This window comes from Acidovorax sp. CF316 (assembly GCF_000276605.1).
Taxonomy (GTDB): Bacteria; Pseudomonadota; Gammaproteobacteria; order Burkholderiales; family Burkholderiaceae_C; genus Acidovorax.
In genome coordinates this window covers 23,353-41,955 of sequence record NZ_AKJX01000025.1, presented here as the reverse complement: position 1 = coordinate 41,955, position 18,603 = coordinate 23,353, and the positions used below count along the sequence as shown (strand labels likewise).

At 67.9% G+C, this 18,603-nt stretch carries 17 protein-coding genes; 9 read left to right on the top strand and 8 right to left on the bottom strand.

Annotated features, from left to right (window positions below; translation table 11 throughout):
* The first annotated feature begins 175 nt into the window (after nucleotides 1-175).
* The 3 genes from PMI14_RS03535 to PMI14_RS03525 all read left to right on the top strand — a co-directional run bounded on the left by PMI14_RS03535 (nucleotide 176) and on the right by PMI14_RS03525 (nucleotide 4,403).
* A complete protein-coding gene (locus PMI14_RS03535) occupies nucleotides 176-2,248 on the top strand; it encodes an ATP-dependent helicase (RefSeq protein WP_007849716.1) in 2,073 nt (690 codons plus the stop codon).
* A gap of 211 nt (nucleotides 2,249-2,459) precedes the next feature.
* The gene (locus PMI14_RS03530; protein WP_007849713.1) at nucleotides 2,460-3,632 is read left to right on the top strand and encodes a phospholipase A; all 1,173 of its coding nucleotides are present in this window, start codon (nucleotides 2,460-2,462) and stop codon (nucleotides 3,630-3,632) included.
* Nucleotides 3,633-4,010: 378 nt separating this feature from the next.
* Nucleotides 4,011-4,403, top strand: coding sequence for a hypothetical protein (locus tag PMI14_RS03525; RefSeq protein ID WP_007849707.1), 393 nt, complete (start codon nucleotides 4,011-4,013; stop codon nucleotides 4,401-4,403).
* 81 nt (nucleotides 4,404-4,484) lie between these two features.
* On the opposite strand, the gene PMI14_RS03520 is transcribed toward PMI14_RS03525, so the two are convergent.
* On the bottom strand, nucleotides 4,485-4,979 hold the full coding sequence (locus tag PMI14_RS03520; RefSeq protein WP_007849704.1) for a universal stress protein: 495 nt from the start codon (nucleotides 4,977-4,979) through the stop codon (nucleotides 4,485-4,487).
* Between the two features lie 138 nt (nucleotides 4,980-5,117).
* On the opposite strand from PMI14_RS03520, the gene tgt reads away from it, so the two are divergent.
* From tgt to PMI14_RS03500, 4 genes are all read left to right on the top strand, one after another.
* Nucleotides 5,118-6,290 (top strand): tRNA guanosine(34) transglycosylase Tgt, encoded by a 1,173-nt coding sequence (gene tgt / locus PMI14_RS03515; protein ID WP_007849702.1) that lies wholly within the window; start codon nucleotides 5,118-5,120, stop codon nucleotides 6,288-6,290.
* A gap of 25 nt (nucleotides 6,291-6,315) precedes the next feature.
* Complete coding sequence (locus tag PMI14_RS03510) at nucleotides 6,316-6,834, top strand: hypothetical protein (protein ID WP_238541795.1); 519 nt, start codon at nucleotides 6,316-6,318, stop codon at nucleotides 6,832-6,834.
* Between the two features lie 112 nt (nucleotides 6,835-6,946).
* Nucleotides 6,947-8,098 carry a diguanylate cyclase gene (locus PMI14_RS03505; protein ID WP_007849697.1) on the top strand — a complete coding sequence of 384 codons (1,152 nt, stop codon included), beginning with the start codon at nucleotides 6,947-6,949 and terminating at the stop codon, nucleotides 8,096-8,098.
* Nucleotides 8,099-8,234: 136 nt separating this feature from the next.
* Nucleotides 8,235-9,695, top strand: coding sequence for a GGDEF domain-containing protein (locus PMI14_RS03500; RefSeq protein WP_007849694.1), 1,461 nt, complete (start codon nucleotides 8,235-8,237; stop codon nucleotides 9,693-9,695).
* 2 nt (nucleotides 9,696-9,697) lie between these two features.
* On the opposite strand, the gene PMI14_RS03495 is transcribed toward PMI14_RS03500, so the two are convergent.
* From PMI14_RS03495 to PMI14_RS03480, 4 genes are all read right to left on the bottom strand, one after another.
* Entirely contained in the window at nucleotides 9,698-10,816 is a 1,119-nt protein-coding gene (locus tag PMI14_RS03495) for a zinc ribbon domain-containing protein (protein ID WP_007849692.1), read from the bottom strand.
* A gap of 59 nt (nucleotides 10,817-10,875) precedes the next feature.
* The gene (locus PMI14_RS03490; RefSeq protein ID WP_007849690.1) at nucleotides 10,876-11,706 is read right to left on the bottom strand and encodes a DUF2145 domain-containing protein; all 831 of its coding nucleotides are present in this window, start codon (nucleotides 11,704-11,706) and stop codon (nucleotides 10,876-10,878) included.
* 14 nt (nucleotides 11,707-11,720) lie between these two features.
* Nucleotides 11,721-12,188 carry a hypothetical protein gene (locus PMI14_RS03485; protein WP_007849688.1) on the bottom strand — a complete coding sequence of 156 codons (468 nt, stop codon included), beginning with the start codon at nucleotides 12,186-12,188 and terminating at the stop codon, nucleotides 11,721-11,723.
* A gap of 77 nt (nucleotides 12,189-12,265) precedes the next feature.
* Nucleotides 12,266-12,748, bottom strand: coding sequence for a YiaA/YiaB family inner membrane protein (locus PMI14_RS03480; protein WP_035202208.1), 483 nt, complete (start codon nucleotides 12,746-12,748; stop codon nucleotides 12,266-12,268).
* A gap of 438 nt (nucleotides 12,749-13,186) precedes the next feature.
* Here PMI14_RS03480 and PMI14_RS03475 point away from each other — a divergent pair, with 438 nt between their 5' ends.
* Nucleotides 13,187-14,362: a trans-acting enoyl reductase family protein gene (locus PMI14_RS03475; protein ID WP_007849684.1), complete on the top strand. Its 1,176-nt coding sequence runs from the start codon at nucleotides 13,187-13,189 to the stop codon at nucleotides 14,360-14,362.
* A 15-nt stretch (nucleotides 14,363-14,377) separates the two neighbouring features.
* Here the strand turns inward: PMI14_RS03475 and PMI14_RS03470 are convergent, their stop codons facing one another.
* Complete coding sequence (locus tag PMI14_RS03470; RefSeq protein ID WP_007849681.1) at nucleotides 14,378-14,896, bottom strand: Lrp/AsnC family transcriptional regulator; 519 nt, start codon at nucleotides 14,894-14,896, stop codon at nucleotides 14,378-14,380.
* Between the two features lie 182 nt (nucleotides 14,897-15,078).
* Here PMI14_RS03470 and PMI14_RS03465 point away from each other — a divergent pair, with 182 nt between their 5' ends.
* Entirely contained in the window at nucleotides 15,079-16,095 is a 1,017-nt protein-coding gene (locus tag PMI14_RS03465) for a 1-aminocyclopropane-1-carboxylate deaminase (RefSeq protein WP_007849678.1), read from the top strand.
* 65 nt (nucleotides 16,096-16,160) lie between these two features.
* Here PMI14_RS03465 and PMI14_RS03460 read toward each other — a convergent pair whose 3' ends face one another.
* Entirely contained in the window at nucleotides 16,161-16,544 is a 384-nt protein-coding gene (locus PMI14_RS03460) for a DUF1801 domain-containing protein (protein ID WP_007849675.1), read from the bottom strand.
* Between the two features lie 64 nt (nucleotides 16,545-16,608).
* Nucleotides 16,609-18,579, bottom strand: coding sequence for an MFS transporter (locus PMI14_RS03455; RefSeq protein ID WP_007849672.1), 1,971 nt, complete (start codon nucleotides 18,577-18,579; stop codon nucleotides 16,609-16,611).
* Nucleotides 18,580-18,603: the final 24 nt, after the last annotated feature.

The following is an 18,603-nucleotide window of genomic DNA, read 5'->3' as shown; positions in this document are numbered from 1 at the left end:
CCAGTACAAAACCGTATCAGTCAGGTTTTGTGACAGTAGTTGACCTTTCTGTTGCCAATTGTTCACATCAGGGCCCGAGAGGTGCCCAAGGTATGATCTGCCACTCCCCTGCTGCAAACCACGCCGCGCGCCTTCGGCGCATGCGCGTCACCCCTCCCCGGTCGCTGCCTCCCCCATGTCTTTCGGTCTCAACCTCGCCCAGCTCCAGGCTGTCCACTACACCGACGGGCCCTGCCTCGTGCTGGCCGGTGCCGGTTCGGGCAAGACGCGGGTGATCACGCAGAAGATCGCGCACATGATCGAGCGCGGGCTCGATCCCAAGCGCATTGCGGCCATCACCTTCACGAACAAGGCCGCCTCCGAAATGCGCGAGCGCGCCAAAAGCCTCATCGGGCGGCGTGCCAAGGATGTGCTGATCTGCACCTTCCACGCGCTGGGCGTGCGCATGGTGCGCGAGGACGGGTCGGTGCTCGGCCTCAAGCCCCAGTTCAGCATCCTCGACTCGGACGATGTGACCGGCATCCTCAAGGACGCCGCGGGCGGCACGGTCGACATGGCCACGGCGCGCCAGTGGCAGTGGACCATCAGCGCCTGGAAGAACAAGGGCCTGACCTCCGAGCAGGCGCTGGCCGAGGCTGCGGACGACAACGAGCGCAGTATCGCCGTGCTCATGACCCGCTACGAGGAGCGCCTGGCGGCCTACCAGAGCGTGGACTTCGACGACCTGATCGGCATGCCGCTGCGCCTGCTGCGCGACTTCCCCGAGGTGCGCGCCAAGTGGCGGGCCTTGCTCGGCCATGTGCTGGTCGACGAATACCAGGACACCAACGCCACGCAGTACGAGTTGCTCAAGCTGCTGGTGGGCGAGCGTGCCCGCTTCACGGCGGTGGGCGACGACGACCAGTCCATCTACGGCTGGCGCGGCGCCACGCTGGACAACCTGCGCAAGCTGCCCATCGACTTCCCGAGCCTGCAGGTGATCAAGCTCGAGCAGAACTACCGCTCCACCAGCGCCATCCTGCGCGCGGCCAACAACGTGATCGGCCCCAACCCCAAGCTGTTTCCCAAGACGCTGTTCAGCGAACTGGGCGAGGGCGAGCCGGTGCGCGTGATCGACGCGGACAGCGAGGAGCATGAGGCCGAGCGCGCCGTGGCGCGCATCCTGAGCCTGCGCGCCGCCGCCAACCCGCAGCCGGACTGGAAGCAATTCGCCATCCTGTACCGTGCCAACCATCAGGCGAAGCCCTTCGAGAAGGCGCTGCGCCGCGTGAACATCCCGTACAAGGTGTCGGGCGGAACGAGCTTCTTCGACCGCGCGGAGATCAAGGACCTGTGTGCCTGGTTCCGGCTGTGGATCAACAACGACGACGACCCGGCCTTCCTGCGCTGCATCACCAGCCCCAAGCGCGGCATTGGCCACACCACGCTGGGCTCGCTGGGGGCCTTTGCCACCCAGCACAAGCAGAGCATGTTCGCGGCGCTGTTCAACAACATGCTGCCGGCAGCGGTACCCAAGCGGGCGCTCGAAAGCCTGCATGAGTTCGGCCGCTACATCAACGACCTGGAGTACCGCGCCCGCCACACGCACGGCGCCGAAGCCTCGCGCGCCTTCCTGGGCGAGTGGCTCAAGGAGATCGGCTACGAGCAGCACCTGTACGACGGCGAGGACAGCGAGACCGTGGCCGCCGCGCGCTGGACCAACGTGCTCGAGTTCTGCGACTGGATGGCCCAGCGCGCGGGCGGCCAGATCGACGACACCTCGGGCACGCCCGTGGCCGCAGAGACCAAGAGCCTGCTCGAGGTCTCGCAGACCATTGCCCTGCTGTCCACCATTTCGGAGCGCGAAAAGGAGCAGGACATGGTCGTGCTTTCGACCCTGCATGCCTCCAAGGGGCTGGAGTGGCCGCACGTGATCCTGGTCGGCGTGACCGAGGGCATGCTGCCTTTCAAGCTCGACGACGACGAGGGCCGCCAGAAGGTCGTGGCCGAGGACACGCAGCAGCGCCTGCAGGAAGAGCGCCGCCTGATGTACGTGGGCATTACCCGCGCGCAGCGCACCCTGGCCGTGAGCTGGACCAAGCGGCGCAAGAAGGGCCGCGAGATGGTGCAGGCCCGCCCCAGCCGCTTCATCGCCGAGATGGGGCTGGACCGCACCACCGTGCGCGAGGACCCACGCGAAAAGCTCAAGGCGCTGCGCGCGGAGTTCGCAGCGAAGGCCAAGGCCAGCAGCGACGCCGCATCCCCATGATGCGCACACACAACACCCGCATGTAGGTCAAGATCGCCAACGACATCCGGCGGCGGCCCGTCTCTGGAAAAATGGGCACCGGCAAGAAACCCAGCGGCCTGGCCCAGCCAGATCGCCCACTGCCATCGCGGCAAGAAATACCAGGCACATGCAACAAGCTCACAGCACCTCTCTCCCCTTCCTTCGTCCTGCACAGGCGAGTGCACCGGGCATGGCGGCGGCCCACCGCACGGTGGCGCTGGCGCTGGCGGTGCTGGCACCGGCCGGTGCAGCTTTCGCACAAGGTACCCCCACCCCGGCCATGGCCCCTGGCAGCACCTCTGCAGGCGACCAGGCCGTCTGGCGCCGCTGCGCCGCGCTGTCCGACGACAACCAGGCCCGCCTGGCCTGCTTCGACCAGTGGGCCGGCCAGCAGGCCTGGCAGTCACCTGCGGCCACGGCCGCGGCGGCCAGTGCCGTGCCCACCCCGGTGGACACGACGCTGCCCGCCACCCGCATCATCGAAGTGGCGCGCACCGAAGGTTGCCGCGACCCGCAGTACAGTGACCTGTCGCGTTTCTGGGAACTGGAGTCGGGCAGCGATTGCGGCACCTTCAGCTTCCGTGGCTACCGCCCCATCACGGTGTCCGTGGCGGCCGGCAGCAACGTGAACCGCCAGCCCACCTCGGGCGCGGACGGCAACTCGGCGACCGAGTCCACGCCCTACCGCCGCACCGAGAACCGCATCCAGCTGTCGGTGCGCACCAAGGTGGCGCAGGGCCTGCTCACGCAGGGCCATCCCACGCTCAAGGATTCGGTGTGGTTCGGCTACACCCAGCAGTCGTACTGGCAGCTGTTCACGCCCGAGCTCTCGCGCCCCTTCCGCACGACCGACCATGAGCCGGAAGTCATGTATGTCTACCCCACCGATGCCAAGCTGCCCTTCGGCTGGCGCTGGCGCTACAGCGGCATCGGCCTGGTGCACCAGTCCAACGGCCAGAGCAAGCCGCTGTCGCGCAGCTGGAACCGTGCCTACCTGATGACGGGGCTGGAGCTGGGCAACGACATCAACGTGCGCGCCCGGCTGTGGAAGCGCATTCCCGAAAGCAGCGGCAGCGATGACAACCCGGGCATCAGCGACTACATGGGCCGTGCCGAGCTGGCCGCTTTCTGGAACTACGACAAGGACAACTCTGTGGGCGCGACGATGCGCCATTCGCTGGCCAACAGCGACCGCGGCTCGCTGCGCCTGGAGTGGCTGCAGACCCTGGGCGCGGGCTTCCTGGGCAGCAAAAGCAACCTGCGCCTGCACACCCAGCTGTTCAGCGGCTATGGCGACAGCATGATCGACTACAACCGCAAGCGCACCGTGTTCAGCCTGGGACTGAGCCTGGTGGATTTCTAGAGTACATCCCCCTGAGGCGCTGCGCGCCTTCACCCCTTCTCTCGAATGGCTGCGCCATTCGGGAAGGGGGACGCAGCCAGTGCGGCGGGGCGGCCCTTGCACGGCTGCCCTGGCCTGGGCCGTAGGTATTCGACGGCTGTTGGCAGCGCTTCGCGCCTGGCATGTCGCGTGAGAAGACGGCGCATTTCGGACGTTCACAAACCGTTACGCAATTGCGGTCAAGTTTCATTTGCACATGCCGAGGGGCCGCGCACAATGGCACGCGCACCGACTGGCATGCCAGCACGGATCACGCGCCGATAAGAGGCGTTTTCCGGCCCCATTCCCTGCGATTGCCCTGTGGTGCGCCCTCGACAATGCCCCCAGAGAGGAACCACCATGGACATGCAATACCAGCTCAAGGCCGGCAGCTACTACCTGTACGACATGCGCGAGGCGCCCAGCGCCGTGACCGGTGAGCGCAGGTTCAAGCTCAAGACCGATACCGTGGCCATCGCCTTCGATGCGCACACGGGCGAGGTGCACCAGCATGGCAGTCCTACCCGCATCCAGTCCTGGGCCAACAACACGCGCCGCCGCCTGCGCGCCGCCGGGGCGCAGGACATGGCCAACGACATCGTGGTGGTGTCCGGCCCGCTGCCCGTGGACGAACTCAACAAGTGCCTGTGGGTCAACGGCTATGTGCGGCGCATGTTCTCGCGCCTGGCCAGCCTGCCGCACGGCAAGCTGCAGCGCAGTGCGGCCGAGCAGCCCTTCCGCAAGGCGGCCTGAGCCGCCAGCAGCGAACGGGGGATGATGCCAAGGGGCCGCTCACGCGGCCCTTGTCGCATCTGCGCGGGGTGCAGCGCGCGGTCAGAGCGGGGCGTCCGCCGTCCCGTCTTCCGACTCCGGTTCAGGCTCCAGCTGCCGCGCCACGTCGACATGCTTGACGATGGTCACGGGCACGGGGCTGGCATGGGCCACTTCCTGGGACACCGAGCCCAGCAGGGCACTGCTGATGGCCCCCTGCCCGCGCGCACCGATGACGACCAGATCGCAACCGCTGCGCTCGATCATGTCCACCAGGGTGTGCGCCACGTCGCCCACGCCGATGTCGGTTTCGTAGGAGACACCGGCCGCATCGAGCAGGGCCCGGGCCGGGGCCATGAGGTGCTCGCCGGCCTCCAGGCTGGCGGCGGCGATCAGGTCGGCATCGCGCGCGGTGACCATCTCGTAGAGCGTGGCCGGCTCCTGCACGTTGGCCAGCACGATGCTGGCCGACAGCCCCTGGCGCACGAGGCCCAGGGCATGGTGCACACCGTCCAGCGAGAGGTCCGAGCCGTCCACGGCAATCAGGATCTTGAACATGGGGTTCTCCTTCCGTTTGTGTGCGACCCAGTGTACAGACTGCGGGGTGCGCCGCACCCCATGGCCTCACCCAGGGCCTGTCAATACCCATTTCGGGGCCGCGGGGGCCGTGGCGTGCGGTCTGGGACAATGTGGCCCATGCTGCAGTTTGACCTCCTCACCACCGACCCCACCAGCCATGCGCGGCGGGGCACGCTCACGCTCAACCACGGCGTGGTGCAAACACCGATCTTCATGCCCGTGGGCACCTATGGCACCGTCAAGGGCGTGATGCCGCAGAGCCTGCACGACATGGGTGCGCAGATCATCCTGGGCAACACCTTCCACCTGTGGATGCGCCCGGGCCTGGATGTGATGGAAAGCTTCGGCGGCCTGCACGGCTTCGAGCAGTGGAACAAGCCCATCCTCACCGATTCGGGGGGCTTCCAGGTCTGGAGCCTGGGCGCCATGCGCAAGATCACCGAAGAGGGCGTGACCTTCGCGAGCCCGGTCAACGGCGACAAGCTGTTCATGTCGCCCGAGGTGAGCATGCAGATCCAGACCACGCTCAACAGCGACATCGTGATGCAGCTCGACGAGTGCACGCCCTACGAGACCAAGGGCCACCTGACCACCGAGCGCGAGGCGCGCCAGTCCATGGAGATGAGCCTGCGCTGGGCCAGGCGCAGCCAGGACGAGTTCCACCGCCTGAACAACCCCAACGCCCTGTTCGGCATAGTGCAGGGCGGGATGTACGAGAACCTGCGCGCCGAGTCGCTCGAGCGGCTGGTGGAGATGGACTTCCCCGGCTACGCCGTGGGCGGTGTCTCGGTGGGCGAGCCCAAGGACGAGATGCTGCGCATCATGGCGCACACCCCGCACCTGCTGCCGGCGCACAAGCCGCGCTACCTGATGGGCGTGGGAACGCCCGAGGACCTGGTCGAGGGGGTGGCCCAGGGCGTGGACATGTTCGACTGCGTGATGCCCACGCGCAATGCGCGCAACGGCACGATGTTCACGCGCTACGGCGACCTCAAGATCCGCAACGCGCGCCACAAGAGCGACCACCAGCCCCTGGACACCAGCTGCACCTGCCACGCCTGCGCGGGCAAGAGCGGTGTCTCGTGGGAAGCCGGCGGGCGCGAGGGCTTCAGCCGCGCCTACCAGCACCACCTGGACCGCTGCGGCGAGATGCTGGGCCCCATGCTCACCAGCATCCACAACCTGCACTACTACCTGAACCTGATGCGCGAAGTGCGCGAGGCGCTGGATGCGGGCACCTTCGCCCAGTTCCGCGCGAAGTTCAAGGCCGACCGGGCGCGCGGCGTCTGAGCCCCGGCCCCACAGCCCACACGCCGTGCCCCCCATCCTGCGCAAGCTGTTGCTGTGGCCGCTGCGGCTGATCGGCCACCTGGCCGGCTGGCTGCTGGCACTGGTCATCGTCTTCGAGGAATGGGGCTGGGAGCCGCTGCAGAAAATCCTGGCGCGCATCGGCCGCTGGCCCGGCTTGCGCTGGATCGAGGGCGCCGTGCGCGGCCTGCCGCCCTGGGCCGCGGTGCTGGTCTTTGCCCTGCCTTCGCTGATGCTGCTGCCCATCAAGCTGCTGGCGCTGTGGACCATCGGCCAGGGGCATGTGCTGCTGGGCATGCTCATCATCGTGGTGGCCAAGCTGGCAGGCACGGCGGTACTCGCCCGCCTGTTCACGCTGACCCAGCCGGCACTGCTGCAACTGCGCTGGTTCGCCTGGGTGTACACCCGCTGGATGCGCGCCAAGGCGGCGCTGCTCGAACGCGTGCGCGCTTCCTGGCCCTGGCGCGCGGGCCGGGTGCTCAAGCGCCGGTGGCGCCAGCGGTGGCAAGCCTGGCGCGCCAGGTAGCCAGAAGCCAGGTTCGGCCCGCCAGGCACCTGCCCGCGCTGAAAAGCGATTGCCAGGGCGGCGTCACAGAGCCCTTCGATAATCGGTGCGACATTTCTGCGCACAAGACTCCATGGACTTCCAGCTCGACCTGGCCACCGTTCTTCTTCTCTACAACACCTCCCTCATCGCCGGTGCCCTGAGCATCTTCCACATTCGCCGCCACTCATGCCGGCCGCAGGGCCTGGCATCGCTGGCTACGGCCTATCTGATGCTGGCGGTGGGTGCGATCCTGGCCTGGCGCGGCGAAAGCGCAGCCCTGCCGATGTGGATGTGGACCCATGGCAGCCTGCTCTTGGGCACTGGCGGGTACGCCCTTTTCTGGGCAGGAGTGCGCAGCTTCAGCGGGCGCAGGCGAGTGCCCTGGCGGGCCGTGGTGCTGCTGCCACTGGCATGCCTGGCGGCGGGCATCGCCACGGGTTTTCCCCTCCAGAACCTGCTGCGCGCAGGGGCCTTTCACGCCACGGCTACGCTGGTACTGGCCGCCTGCACGTTCGAGATACTGCGCGACTGTCGCACCGAACCCCTGCCTTCGCGCGCACTGATGGCCGCCTTTCTGGGATTGAGCGGCAGCATCTATGCGTTGCGGCTCGCCTACATCCTCGGTGGCACGGCAGGCTCCACCGGCTTCGCCTGGGCGTTCTCCGTGCAGATGTTCTGCCACTTCGGCATGGCACTCATGGTGGCGGCATTGTCCAATGAACGCGCCGAGATCCGGCTGGAGCAGGCGGCCCACACCGACCCGCTGACAGGCACTGGCAACCGACGCTGGCTGGAATCCCGGCTGCCCGCCCGGCTTGCGCCCCAGAGCGCCATCGCCCAGCTGGACCTGGATCGCTTCAAGCAGATCAACGACCGCTTTGGCCATGCTGTTGGTGACCGGGTGCTCGTGGAGTTTGCACGCTGCCTGCAAGGGCAGTTGCGCAGCTCGGATCTGCTGGCGCGCATGGGGGGCGAGGAATTCGTGGTCTACCTGCCGGCGGTGACACAGGCGGAGGCCCAGGCGATTGCCGAGCGGCTGTGCGCCAGCGTCTCCATGCTGCACATCGAAGCACAGGGCTCGCAGATTTCCGTCACGGTAAGCATCGGCCTGGCCTGGGTACATGACACGCCCGTCGCTGCGGACACCTTGTTCAAGAGAGCCGACGATGCCCTGTACCAGGCCAAGCAATCGGGGCGCAACCAGGTGGTTCTGGCGGCTGGCACTGCCGTGCAAGGGGCCTGAGTGCCTGGAAAAATGCCGCCCGGACACAATTTTCCACCGTTGCCGGCTGCGTCTGCGGTCAGACCCCGCTGGGGCGCTGAGGGGTTTCGCGGCTACAGTGGGTCCAAATCGCCCCGCGCCCCCTGAACTTCAACGCATGCCGTCTTTGCTTCGCCCCCCCTCCCCCGGCACCGCCGCCGGCCCGCTGAAGGGCTGGGGCCTGTGTGCGGCCATCGGACTGCTGGTCTTTGCCGCCTCCCTGCTGGGCATCGTGACCCGGCCCCTGGGTTTCATGGCCGCCTTCTGGCCCGCCAATGCGCTGCTGCTGGGCCTGCTGGTGCGCTACCCGCGCCTGGCCGCATCAGGCACCTGGGCGGCCGCCGCGGTGGGCTACGTGGCCGCGGACCTGGTGACCGGCACCGCGCCCCTGGCCACGCTGTGGCTGGCTACGGCCAACCTGAGCGGCGTGGCGCTGGGCTGGTGGCTGTTCGGCCAGGTGCCGGTGGCCACGCGCTTCCTCAAGCGGCAGATGTCGGTGGTGCTGATGTTCGGCATCTGCGTGGCCAGCAGTGTGCTGGCTGCGCTGGTCGGTTCGGGCACCGGGCCACTGCTGTTCAACACCACCTGGCTGACGGCGCTGGGCATGTGGTTCTGCACGGAGCTGATCAACAGCGTGCTGATCCTGCCGGTCATGCTGAGCCTGCCGACCCCGCAGGAAGCACGGCGCACGCTCAAGAAGCGCCGCTGGTCCCGGCGCCGCTGGAAGTACGCGGCGCCCCTGCTCGCACTGGCGGCCAGCGAGGCGGCGGCGATCGCCATCGGCGGCCCCGGGGCGCTGGCCTTTCCGGTTCCGGCGCTGCTGTGGTGTGCGCTCACTTATGGTGTGTTTGCCACCAGCGTGCTGTCCATGCTGACCTGCTTTGGCCTGGCGATCGCGGCCGGCGCGGGCATGCTGGACCTGGCGTTCGCGCCCACCCATGCCTGGGCGGTGTTCTCGCTGCGCGTCGGGATCTCCTTGCTGGGCCTGGGCCCGCTCTCGGTGGCCACAGCCAAGGCGGCGAGTGTCGAGGCCATGCGCCGCCTGCACCGCGCGGCCAGCCATGACTTTTTGACCGATGCGTTGGCACGCCGCGCCTTCATGGCCCAGGGCAGCAAGCTGCTGGCCCGGCTGGCACGCGAGCGCAGCAGCGTGGCGGTGCTGATGCTGGACCTGGACCACTTCAAGCGCGTGAACGACACCTATGGCCACGCCCAGGGCGACAAGGTGCTGCATGGTTTTGCCACCACGGTCAGCGAGGCCCTGCGCCCCGGCGACCTGTTCGGTCGCCTGGGCGGCGAGGAGTTCGCCGTGGTGCTGCCGCGCATCCGCCAGGCCGACGCCATGGCGGTGGCGCGCCGCCTGTGCAAGCAGGTGCGCAACCACCCCTTCGCCTTGCAGGGGCACCAGGCGCCCCTGCACGCGACCGTGAGCATCGGCCTGGTGGTGCGCACCGGCGTGTCCACGCAAGACTCACTGGGGGCCCTGATGTCCGATGCCGATGCCGCGCTCTACGAAGCCAAGGCGGCGGGCCGCGACCGCATCCACCTGTACGAGCCCCGGCCCGCGCCGGTGCCCTGAGATCAGGGCACGCCGACGGGCGCCACCTGCCCTGGCGGTACCGGTGGCGTGGGCGGGATCACCGGCAGCACCTGGGGTGCTGGCGCACCCGCTGCTGCGGCGCCGCAGGCATGGCAGAAGCGGGCAAAGGCGCTCTTGCGCGTGGTGCACACGCCGCAGTGGTCGAACAGGCCGATGCCGCAGTGCGGGCAGAAGTCGATGGCCTCGTTCTTCAGGTCCACCGGCCGCTCGCAGCCGGGGCACACGCTCTTGGCCAGGCGCGCCAGGGCCACGTCGTAGCTCAGCTCCTTGCGGCGCTCCTGGTCGGGCAGGGCCTCGGCCAGCTTCTGGCGCTCCAGGTAGCGGTTGAGCGCCACGATGGCATAGCGCCCGACCAGCACCGTGATGCCGATGCCCACCACGTAGCGCACATAGCCGCCGTAGCTGGGCAGGTAGGGCACCAGCTCCACGAAGAAGGCGAACAGCGCGAAAAAGATGAAACCCCAGACGAAGGGCCAGTAGGTGCCCTTGCGCTTCTTGACGAACAGCCAGCCGGCGATGGCCAGGAGCGGCAGGGTGAGCGCCAGCCGGTACAGGAACACGCGCAGCTCCAGCTTGCGCTGCTCGACGGACATGCGGTCATAGCCCTCGCGCTCCATTTCGCTCTGGCGCTGCTGGGCAGCGCTGGCGGCCTGGTGGGCATCGAGCGCAGCCTGCTGCTGCGCCTCGACCGCCTGCTGGGTCTTGCGCTCGGCGAGCTTGAGCACGTCGAGCTTCTGGGTGCGGGCAATGACCTCGGGGTCCTGGTCAGCGCGTTGGGTGGCGCTGCGCGTGGCCAGCCAGTTGTTGAAGGTCTCGCGCTCGGCCGCGCTTTCGCTGCGCGTCTTGCTGCGCTGCAGCTGGGCCTGTTGCAGCGCGGTCTCGGCATCCTCTTCGGCCTTGCGCGAGGCGCGCACCTCCTCGCGCACCCGGTCGTAGGCCGCCTTGTCGACGAAGTCTTCGACCACCAGGCGCTTTTCCACCTGAGGCAGGTCGCCGACGATGGTGCCGCCCAGGCCGATCAGAAAACCCGCGAAGACGAAGGCCACCAGCCACAGGCCGCGGCGGAACCACTTCTCGGAAAGTCGCAAGGATTTGCTCATGGACAGTTCTCCCGGTTGCCGATCGCGCCCGGACCGGGTCGCCCAGGCGCATCGTCACGTCACTTCAGAACCAGCGTGGCGGGCGCCGCACCCAGCTGCGCGCGCTGCAGCCAGGCGAGCATCGAATCCACGGTCACCGTCTCGATGCGGTCGGAGTACCGCTTGTCGTTGGGGTGGTCGTCGAAGGCGATGTTGGCCGATCCCACGCGCCCGCCCATGCGGGTCAGTGGCCCGATCTTGAGCGTGGTGGGCTCATAGCCCTTGAACTTGAGCCAGGCCTGCGCCTGCTCGCGGCTGTTGACGGTGGCCGGCTCCATGGCGGCGGCCAGGGTCTCCAGCGCCCACTGGTTGGACTGCTGGTACTTGGTGCCCCAGACGTAGCTCACCATGCTGTAGGCGGGCTGGTTCATGGCCTTGGTGCGGCCCTTGTCCTGCAGCAGCGTGTACAGGCGCTGTTGCACCTCGGGCGTGGGCACGGCCCACACGGCCTCGTAGCGCCACAGGTCGTCGAGGAAGAATTCGCCCAGGCCCTGGCGGTAGACATGGCCCACGGCGGTGCCGCACTCGTTGAGCTTGTGCGCCACGCGCCAGGGGCCCTCGGGCGTCTTGTAGGCCCAGCCCAGGTGCGAGTAGCGTATGCCGTACTTGCCCAGGTCCTGGCCGGCGCGGCCCAGCATCACGACCTGGGCACCGGTCGCGTCCAGCGCCTGGGAGGTGCGCTCGGCCAGCTGCATGCCGCGCTCCACGCTCTTGGCGGGAGGCGGCTTGGCCGCCTCGCACGAGCGGCCGGCATGGGCCTGGGTGGCAGGCAGCAGGGCAGCGCCGGTCAGCAGCGCCGCGCCCAGGGCCCAGCGCAGGCCGGGCTGGTGCAAAGTGGTGGTGGTGTGCATGGCTGCGGCCTTCTTCACAGGCGCTCGTTGTGCAGCAGTGCCCGGCCGATGGCATTGGGGACGAAGGCCAGGGCCTCGCCGGCCACCGACAGCACCACGCCCGAGCCGATCACGGTGCAGACCACCACCGTGCCCACGGCATGGGCCGAGGCACCGATGCCGCGGCCCAGCACCTCCACGCTGACGCGGGCGCCGTCCGAGGCACGTTCGAGCACGTACACGGTACCGACAGCCGACACCTCCACGGCGCGCACCGAGAGCACGGCGCCACCGACCGACAGGGCTGCGGGCAGGGCCACGACGGCGCCGGCAGCGGTCGAGGCGACCGAGGCCGTGCCCACGACGGAGGCCACGGGCAGCAGGGACAGCGCGGCCGAGGCCTCGCTCTGTGCGCGGGCCGGCAGGCTGGCCAGGGCCGCGAGGAAACTGGCGGCCAGCAGGGTGCGGGCCAGGGTGCGTTGCAGGGTCTTGTTCATCGACATGGTGTCACTCCAGAGGGTTGGGTGCGCCTGGCGCACACAAGGCGCCAGGCAATGCATTCAGGAAAGGACTGCGCGGCTCAACCGTTGCTGCCGGACGCTGCCTGGGCCGCTTCGCGGCGGCCCTGGAGACGGGCTTCGGCCAGGTCGGCTTCATGGCGGTCGCGCAGCATCTTGGCCAGCGTGAACGCGGTGGTGATCAGGTACAGCCAGCTCACACCGAGGAAGGCCTTGTAGGTCTGGTTGACCTCCATGCTGAACAGGCCCCAGCCCGTCAGGCCCATCGCGACCGCAAAGCCACCCCACACCACCAGCTTCCACATGGGGGTGTCGCCAGCGCCGCGGCGGCCCGCACTTTCGTTGTCCCGCACGAACTTGGCCAGCACGAAGGCGGCCGAGAGGCAGAACACATAGCCCATCACCATGAACGCGCGCTCCAGCTGCTCCCCGGGCAGCCAGGCCAGGCCGACTGCGCACAGGAACACGGCAATGCCGAACGAAATCCAGACCTGGAGCTGCCAGGCACGGGTATCACGCTGAACGACGAAGGAAGATGCTGACATACGGGTGGTGTGGCCCTGGGGCCGTTGTTGAACACGGAACGAATGGTCGCAAAGCGCCAGCCGGGTGTCCGCATTGAACCACCACAGTGGCATTGCGCCAGCTCTTCAGTATCGTTTTACGGTACTTGGTCACACTTTGACACCCTTATCCGACCCCACAGTTGCGCGCAAGCCACCACCAGTATCCCGAGTTGGAAATTCGTTGAATCAATCTACCGACAATCCCCGCCATGCGTCGTTGCAAATGCTCGACATGCTCCCAGCATGGCTGTGCTTTGCGCCTAGCCTTGCAGCGATTTCGGCAGATTGCTTTCTTCAACGAACTTCCAACTCGGGACACTAGGAAGCGCATGGGCGACAGCCGATGCTGCCCGGGTCTTTCACAATCCCGGCGATTGCGGGGCCTGCCCGCCCTACCGAATCTCCTGGAGAACCGCCATGACCAAACCCTTTGACATCGTCGTCCACGGCGCCACCGGCTTCACCGGCCGCCTGGTGGTGGAGTACCTGCTGCAGCGTTACCCGGCCGGCAGCGGCCTGCGCTGGGCCATGGGCGGGCGCAGCGCCGAGAAGCTGGCCGCCGTGCGCGACGAGCTGGGTGCCCCTGCCGACACGCCCCTGGTGGTGACCGACAGCGCCAGCATGGAGAGCCTGCAGGCCCTGATGGCGCAGACCCGCCTGGTGCTGACCACGGTGGGGCCTTACCAGCTCTACGGCAACGAGCTCGTGGCCGCCTGCGCCGCCGCAGGCGTGGACTATGTGGACCTGTGCGGCGAGCCCGCCTGGATGCGCCACATGATCGATGCGCACGAGGCTGCGGCGAAGGCCAGCGGCGCGCGCATCGTGTTCTCGTGCGGCTTCGACTCCATCCCGTTCGACCTGGGCGTGTTTATGCTGCAGCGCGAGATGCAGGCGCGCTTCGGCCACCCTGCCAGCCGCGTGCGCGGCCGTGTGCGCAGGATGAAGGGCACCTTCTCGGGCGGCACGGCGGCCAGCCTGAAAGCCACCATGGCCGCATCGGCGGCCGACCCCAAGGTGCTGGAACTGCTCAAGAACCCGTTCTCGCTCACGCCCGGCTTCGAGGGCCCACGCCAGCCCACGGGCCACAAGCCCATGGAGGACGAGGCCCTGGGCATGTGGGTCGCCCCCTTCGTGATGGCGGCCATCAACACGCGCAACGTGCACCGCTCCAACTTCCTGCTGCAGCACGCCTATGGCACGGACTTCGTCTACGACGAGATGCTGGTGACCGGCCCTGGCGAGAAGGGCGAAGCCATCGCCAATGCGGTGGCGGGCGACAAGTCCATGGGCTCCAAGGAGGGTCCGAAGCCCGGCGAAGGCCCTTCGCGCGAGGAGCGCGAGGCCGGCTCCTACGACGTGCTCTTCCTTGGCGAGGACGGCGAGGGACACACCCTGCGCGTGGGCGTCAAGGGCGACCGCGACCCGGGCTACGGCTCGACCTCGAAGATGATCGCCGAGGCGGCGGTCTGCCTGCTGCAGGAAGCCGCTGCCACCCCGGGCGGCATCTGGACCCCGGCGCCTGCCATGGGCGAACCGCTGATCGCGCGCCTGCAGGCCAACGCCGGTCTGGCGTTCGCGGTCGAGACGCCGTGAATCCTGGGCCGTTGGTCAGAGGGCCAACGGCAGCTCCGTGGTGGACAGCACGTTGCGCAGCACCATGAAGGAGCGCACCTGCCGCACGCCCGGCAGGTAGATCAGTTGCTCGGCGTGCAGGCGGTTGAAGCTGTCGCTGTCGCGCGTGCGCACCAGCATGAAATAGTCGAACTCGCCCGTCACCACGTGGCATTCCATGCAGCCCGAGATCTTCACGGCCGCCTTCTCGAAGGCCGCGAAGGACTCGGGCGTGGAGCGGTCGAGCACCACGCCGATCATCACCAGCATGCCAGCCCCCACGGCCTTGGGGTTGAGCAGCGCCACCACCCCGTCGATGAGCCCCAGGCGCTTGAGCCGATCCACGCGGCGCAGGCAGGCGGGCGGGCTCAGGTGCACCTTCTCGGCCAGGGCCACGTTGGACAGTGAGGCATCGCGCTGCAGCAGGCGCAGGATGGCCTTGTCGGTGCGGTCCAGGTCGTCGGTGATGCCTTCGGTGGCAGGCACGCTCTTGCCACGAACTTTTGTTGCGCACATGGTGTATTTCGTGAAATCAATGGAAATCCATTTCCATTCTTGCATACCAAACCACCAAATATCCACCCATTTTCACAACCACGTTAACCACGGCTTTTTCTACGATGGAGGCACTGCAGGCAAGGCGCCAACGAAGCGTTCCTGCACGTGATACCCCCTTCCACCGCACACGAGAGCCCGCCATGAACCTGCAGAAATTCGCCCGCCACCCGCTGACCTTCGGCCCTTCGCCGATCACGCCCCTGAACCGCCTGTCGGCCCACCTGGGCGGCAAGGTGCACCTGTACGCCAAGCGCGAGGATTGCAACAGCGGCCTGGCCTTTGGCGGCAACAAGACGCGCAAGCTCGAGTACCTGATCCCCGAGGCGATCGCCGGCGGCTACGACACGCTGGTGTCCATCGGCGGCATCCAGTCCAACCAGACGCGCCAGGTGGCTGCCGTGGCCGCGCACCTGGGCATGAAGTGCGTGCTGGTGCAGGAGAACTGGGTCAACTACTCCGACGCGGTGTACGACCGCGTGGGCAACATCGAGATGTCGCGCATCATGGGTGCCGACGTGCGCCTGGATGCCGCGGGCTTCGACATCGGCATCCGCCCCAGCTGGGAGCAGGCCATGGACGACGTGAAGAAGGCCGGCGGCAAGCCCTTCCCCATCCCCGCGGGCTGTTCCGAGCACCCCTACGGTGGCCTGGGCTTCGTGGGCTTTGCCGAGGAAGTGCGCCAGCAGGAAAAGGAGCTGGGCTTTGCGTTCGACTACATCGTCGTCTGCTCGGTCACGGGCAGCACGCAGGCCGGCATGGTGGTGGGATTCGCGGCCGACGGACGGGCGCGCAAGGTGATCGGCATCGATGCCTCGGCCAAGCCCGCGCAGACGCACGCGCAGATCCTGCGCATCGCGCAGAACACCGCCCAGCTGGTGGAACTGGGCCAGGAGCTCACGGCCGAGGACGTGGTGCTGGACACGCGCTACGGCGGCCCCGAGTACGGCCTGCCCAGCGAGGGCACGCTCGAGGCCATCCGCCTGTGCGCACGCCAGGAGGGCATGCTCACCGACCCGGTGTACGAAGGCAAGTCCATGCACGGCATGATCGACATGGTGCGCAAGGGCGAATTCCCCGAAGGTTCCCGTGTCCTGTACGCGCACCTGGGAGGGGTGCCGGCGTTGAACGCCTACAGCTTTCTTTTTCGCAACGGCTGATCGCAGCGAGACCGAGGGCCAGCGCCTGGCCCAGCTGGCGGGGCTGTCGCTGATCTGAGCCGTGCCTAGGCCGTGGGATCGCCCAGGGCGGCGTTGAGCGCCGTGGCATCGCGGACCAGGCGGACGAAGACCGCCTGGTCCAGCGGCGTGTCGTCAAGCAATACGAGCGTGGCCATCTCGTACTGGCCGCCGGCCTTGAGGCGGGGTTCCAGATGCTGCAGCCGCTGGCCACGCCAGAAGCCCAGCAGCACCCGCCGGGGCTCGGCGCGCACCAGCAGCACCGGGCCGTTAGAGAAAAAGACCAGATGACCCCACTTGAGCCGCTCCTGCAGCGCTGGCGACGCCGCCAGCGCGTGCGTGCGCAGGGCCTCACAGTAGCTGCGCTGCCAGCCCTCGAGGCAGCCGATGTAGCCCTCGGGCGTGGTGGCAGAGGTCAGCACCATCTTCATGGCAGGCTCCCGTGGCGGTGTCCGGTGCGCCGCCAGGCCCGCTGGGCGTCGGCATGGCGCATGCTCAGGTGGCCAGCAGATCGGCCACGCGTGAACGCAGCAGCGCGGGCTGCACGTCCGACGACGCCACGGCGTGCCCCACGTTCAGGCCGACGCGGCTGTAGAACCCGCGGCGGAACGGCCGCACCATGGCACCGCCCTGCTCGATGCGGCTGAAGTAGGAGCCCCAGAGGTTGGTCAGCGCCATGGGGATCACGGGGGCGTTGATGCCCTCCTCGCGCGCCCGGTCGATGATTTTCATGATGCCGCCCTTGAACTCCTGCAGCTGCCCGTCCTTGGTGATGCCGCCTTCCGGGAAGATGGCCAGCAGATCGCCCTCGCGCAGCACCTGGGCCGCGCGCTCGAAGGCGGCTTCGTAGGTGGCGGGGTCTTCCTTGTAAGGCGCGATGGGGATGGCCTTGGCCAGGCGGAACAGCCAGCCGAGCACCGGCACGCGGAAGATGCGGTGGTCCATCACAAAGTAGATGGGCCGCGGGCTGGCCGCCATGAGCAGCACTGCATCGACGAAGCTCACGTGGTTGCAGGCCAGGATGGCCGCACCCGTGGTGGGCAGGTTCTCGTCGCCCTGCACCTTGAAGCGGTAGACGAAGCGCGAGGACACCCAGGCCACGAAGCGCAGCAGGTACTCGGGCACCAGCATGAAGATGTAGAACGCCACCACCGCGTTCGCCAGGCCGGTGAACAAAAAGATCTGCGGCACGGTGAAGCCCGCGCCCAGCAGCGCGCCGGCGATCAGCGAGCTGGCGATCATGAACAGCGCGTTCAGGATGTTGTTGGCGGCGATGATGCGCGCGCGGTGCGTGGGCTGGCTGCGCATCTGGATCAGCGCGTACATGGGCACGCTGTACAGGCCGGCGAACAGGCTCAGCAGCGCCAGGTCGAGCATCACGCGCCAGTGCTGGCTCTGCGCGAGGAAGGCACCCAGGCCCATGATCTCCGACGGCGGCAGGCTGCGCGCGGCGAAGTACAGGTCGATGGAGAACACACTCATGCCGATGGCGCCCAGCGGCACCAGGCCGATCTCCACATGGCGGCGCGAGAGCACCTCGCACAGCAGCGAGCCGATGCCGATGCCCACCGAGAACACCACCAGCAGCAGCGAGGCCACCTGCTCGTTGCCGTGCAGCACCTCCTTGGCGAGGCTCGGGAACTGCGACAGGAACACCGCGCCGAAGAACCACATCCAGCTGATGCCCAGCAGCGAGCGGAAGACCACGATGTTGCCGTGCGCGAGCTTGAGGTTGCGCCAGGTCTCGGTGATCGGGTTCCAGTTGATGACCAGGCCCGGGTCGGTGGCCGGTGCCGAGGGAATGGCCTGCGCCACCAGGCGCCCGACCAGGGCCAGCGCCACGCAGGCGATGGCCACCGTGGTGTGGCCGATGCCCGGCAGCGCCACCAGCAGGCCGCCGGCCACGTTGCCCAGCAGGATGGCGACGAAAGTGCCCATCTCCACCATGCCGTTGCCGCCCGTGAGCTCGCGCTCGGTCAGCACCTGGGGCAGGTAGGCGAACTTCACCGGCCCGAACAGCGTGGAGTGCATGCCCATGAGGAAGGTGCACAGGAGCAGGATGGGCACGTTGCCGGCCACGAAGCCCACGGCCGCCACCAGCATGATGGCGATCTCCAGGTTCTTCACGAAGCGGATCATGCGCGTCTTGTCGTACTTGTCCGTGAGCTGGCCCGAGGTGGCCGAGAACAGCAGGAACGGCAGGATGAACAGCGCCCCGATCACCAGCCCGGCCATGGCCGGCGGCAGCCAGCCCACGCTGAGCTGGTAGGTCACCATCACCGTGAAGGCGAACTTGAACAGGTTGTCGTTGGCCGCGCCCGAGAACTGCGTCCAGAAGAAGGGGGCGAAACGGCGCTGGCGCAGCAGGGCGAACTGGTTGGGGTCTTCATGGCCGCCGTGGCCGCCCTGGACGCCAGGGCTGCCGTGCAGGGGGCTCGCGCCCGCAGAAGGGGTCTCGGTGGTCATGCGTCTCTCCTCGCTTGCTTGCGT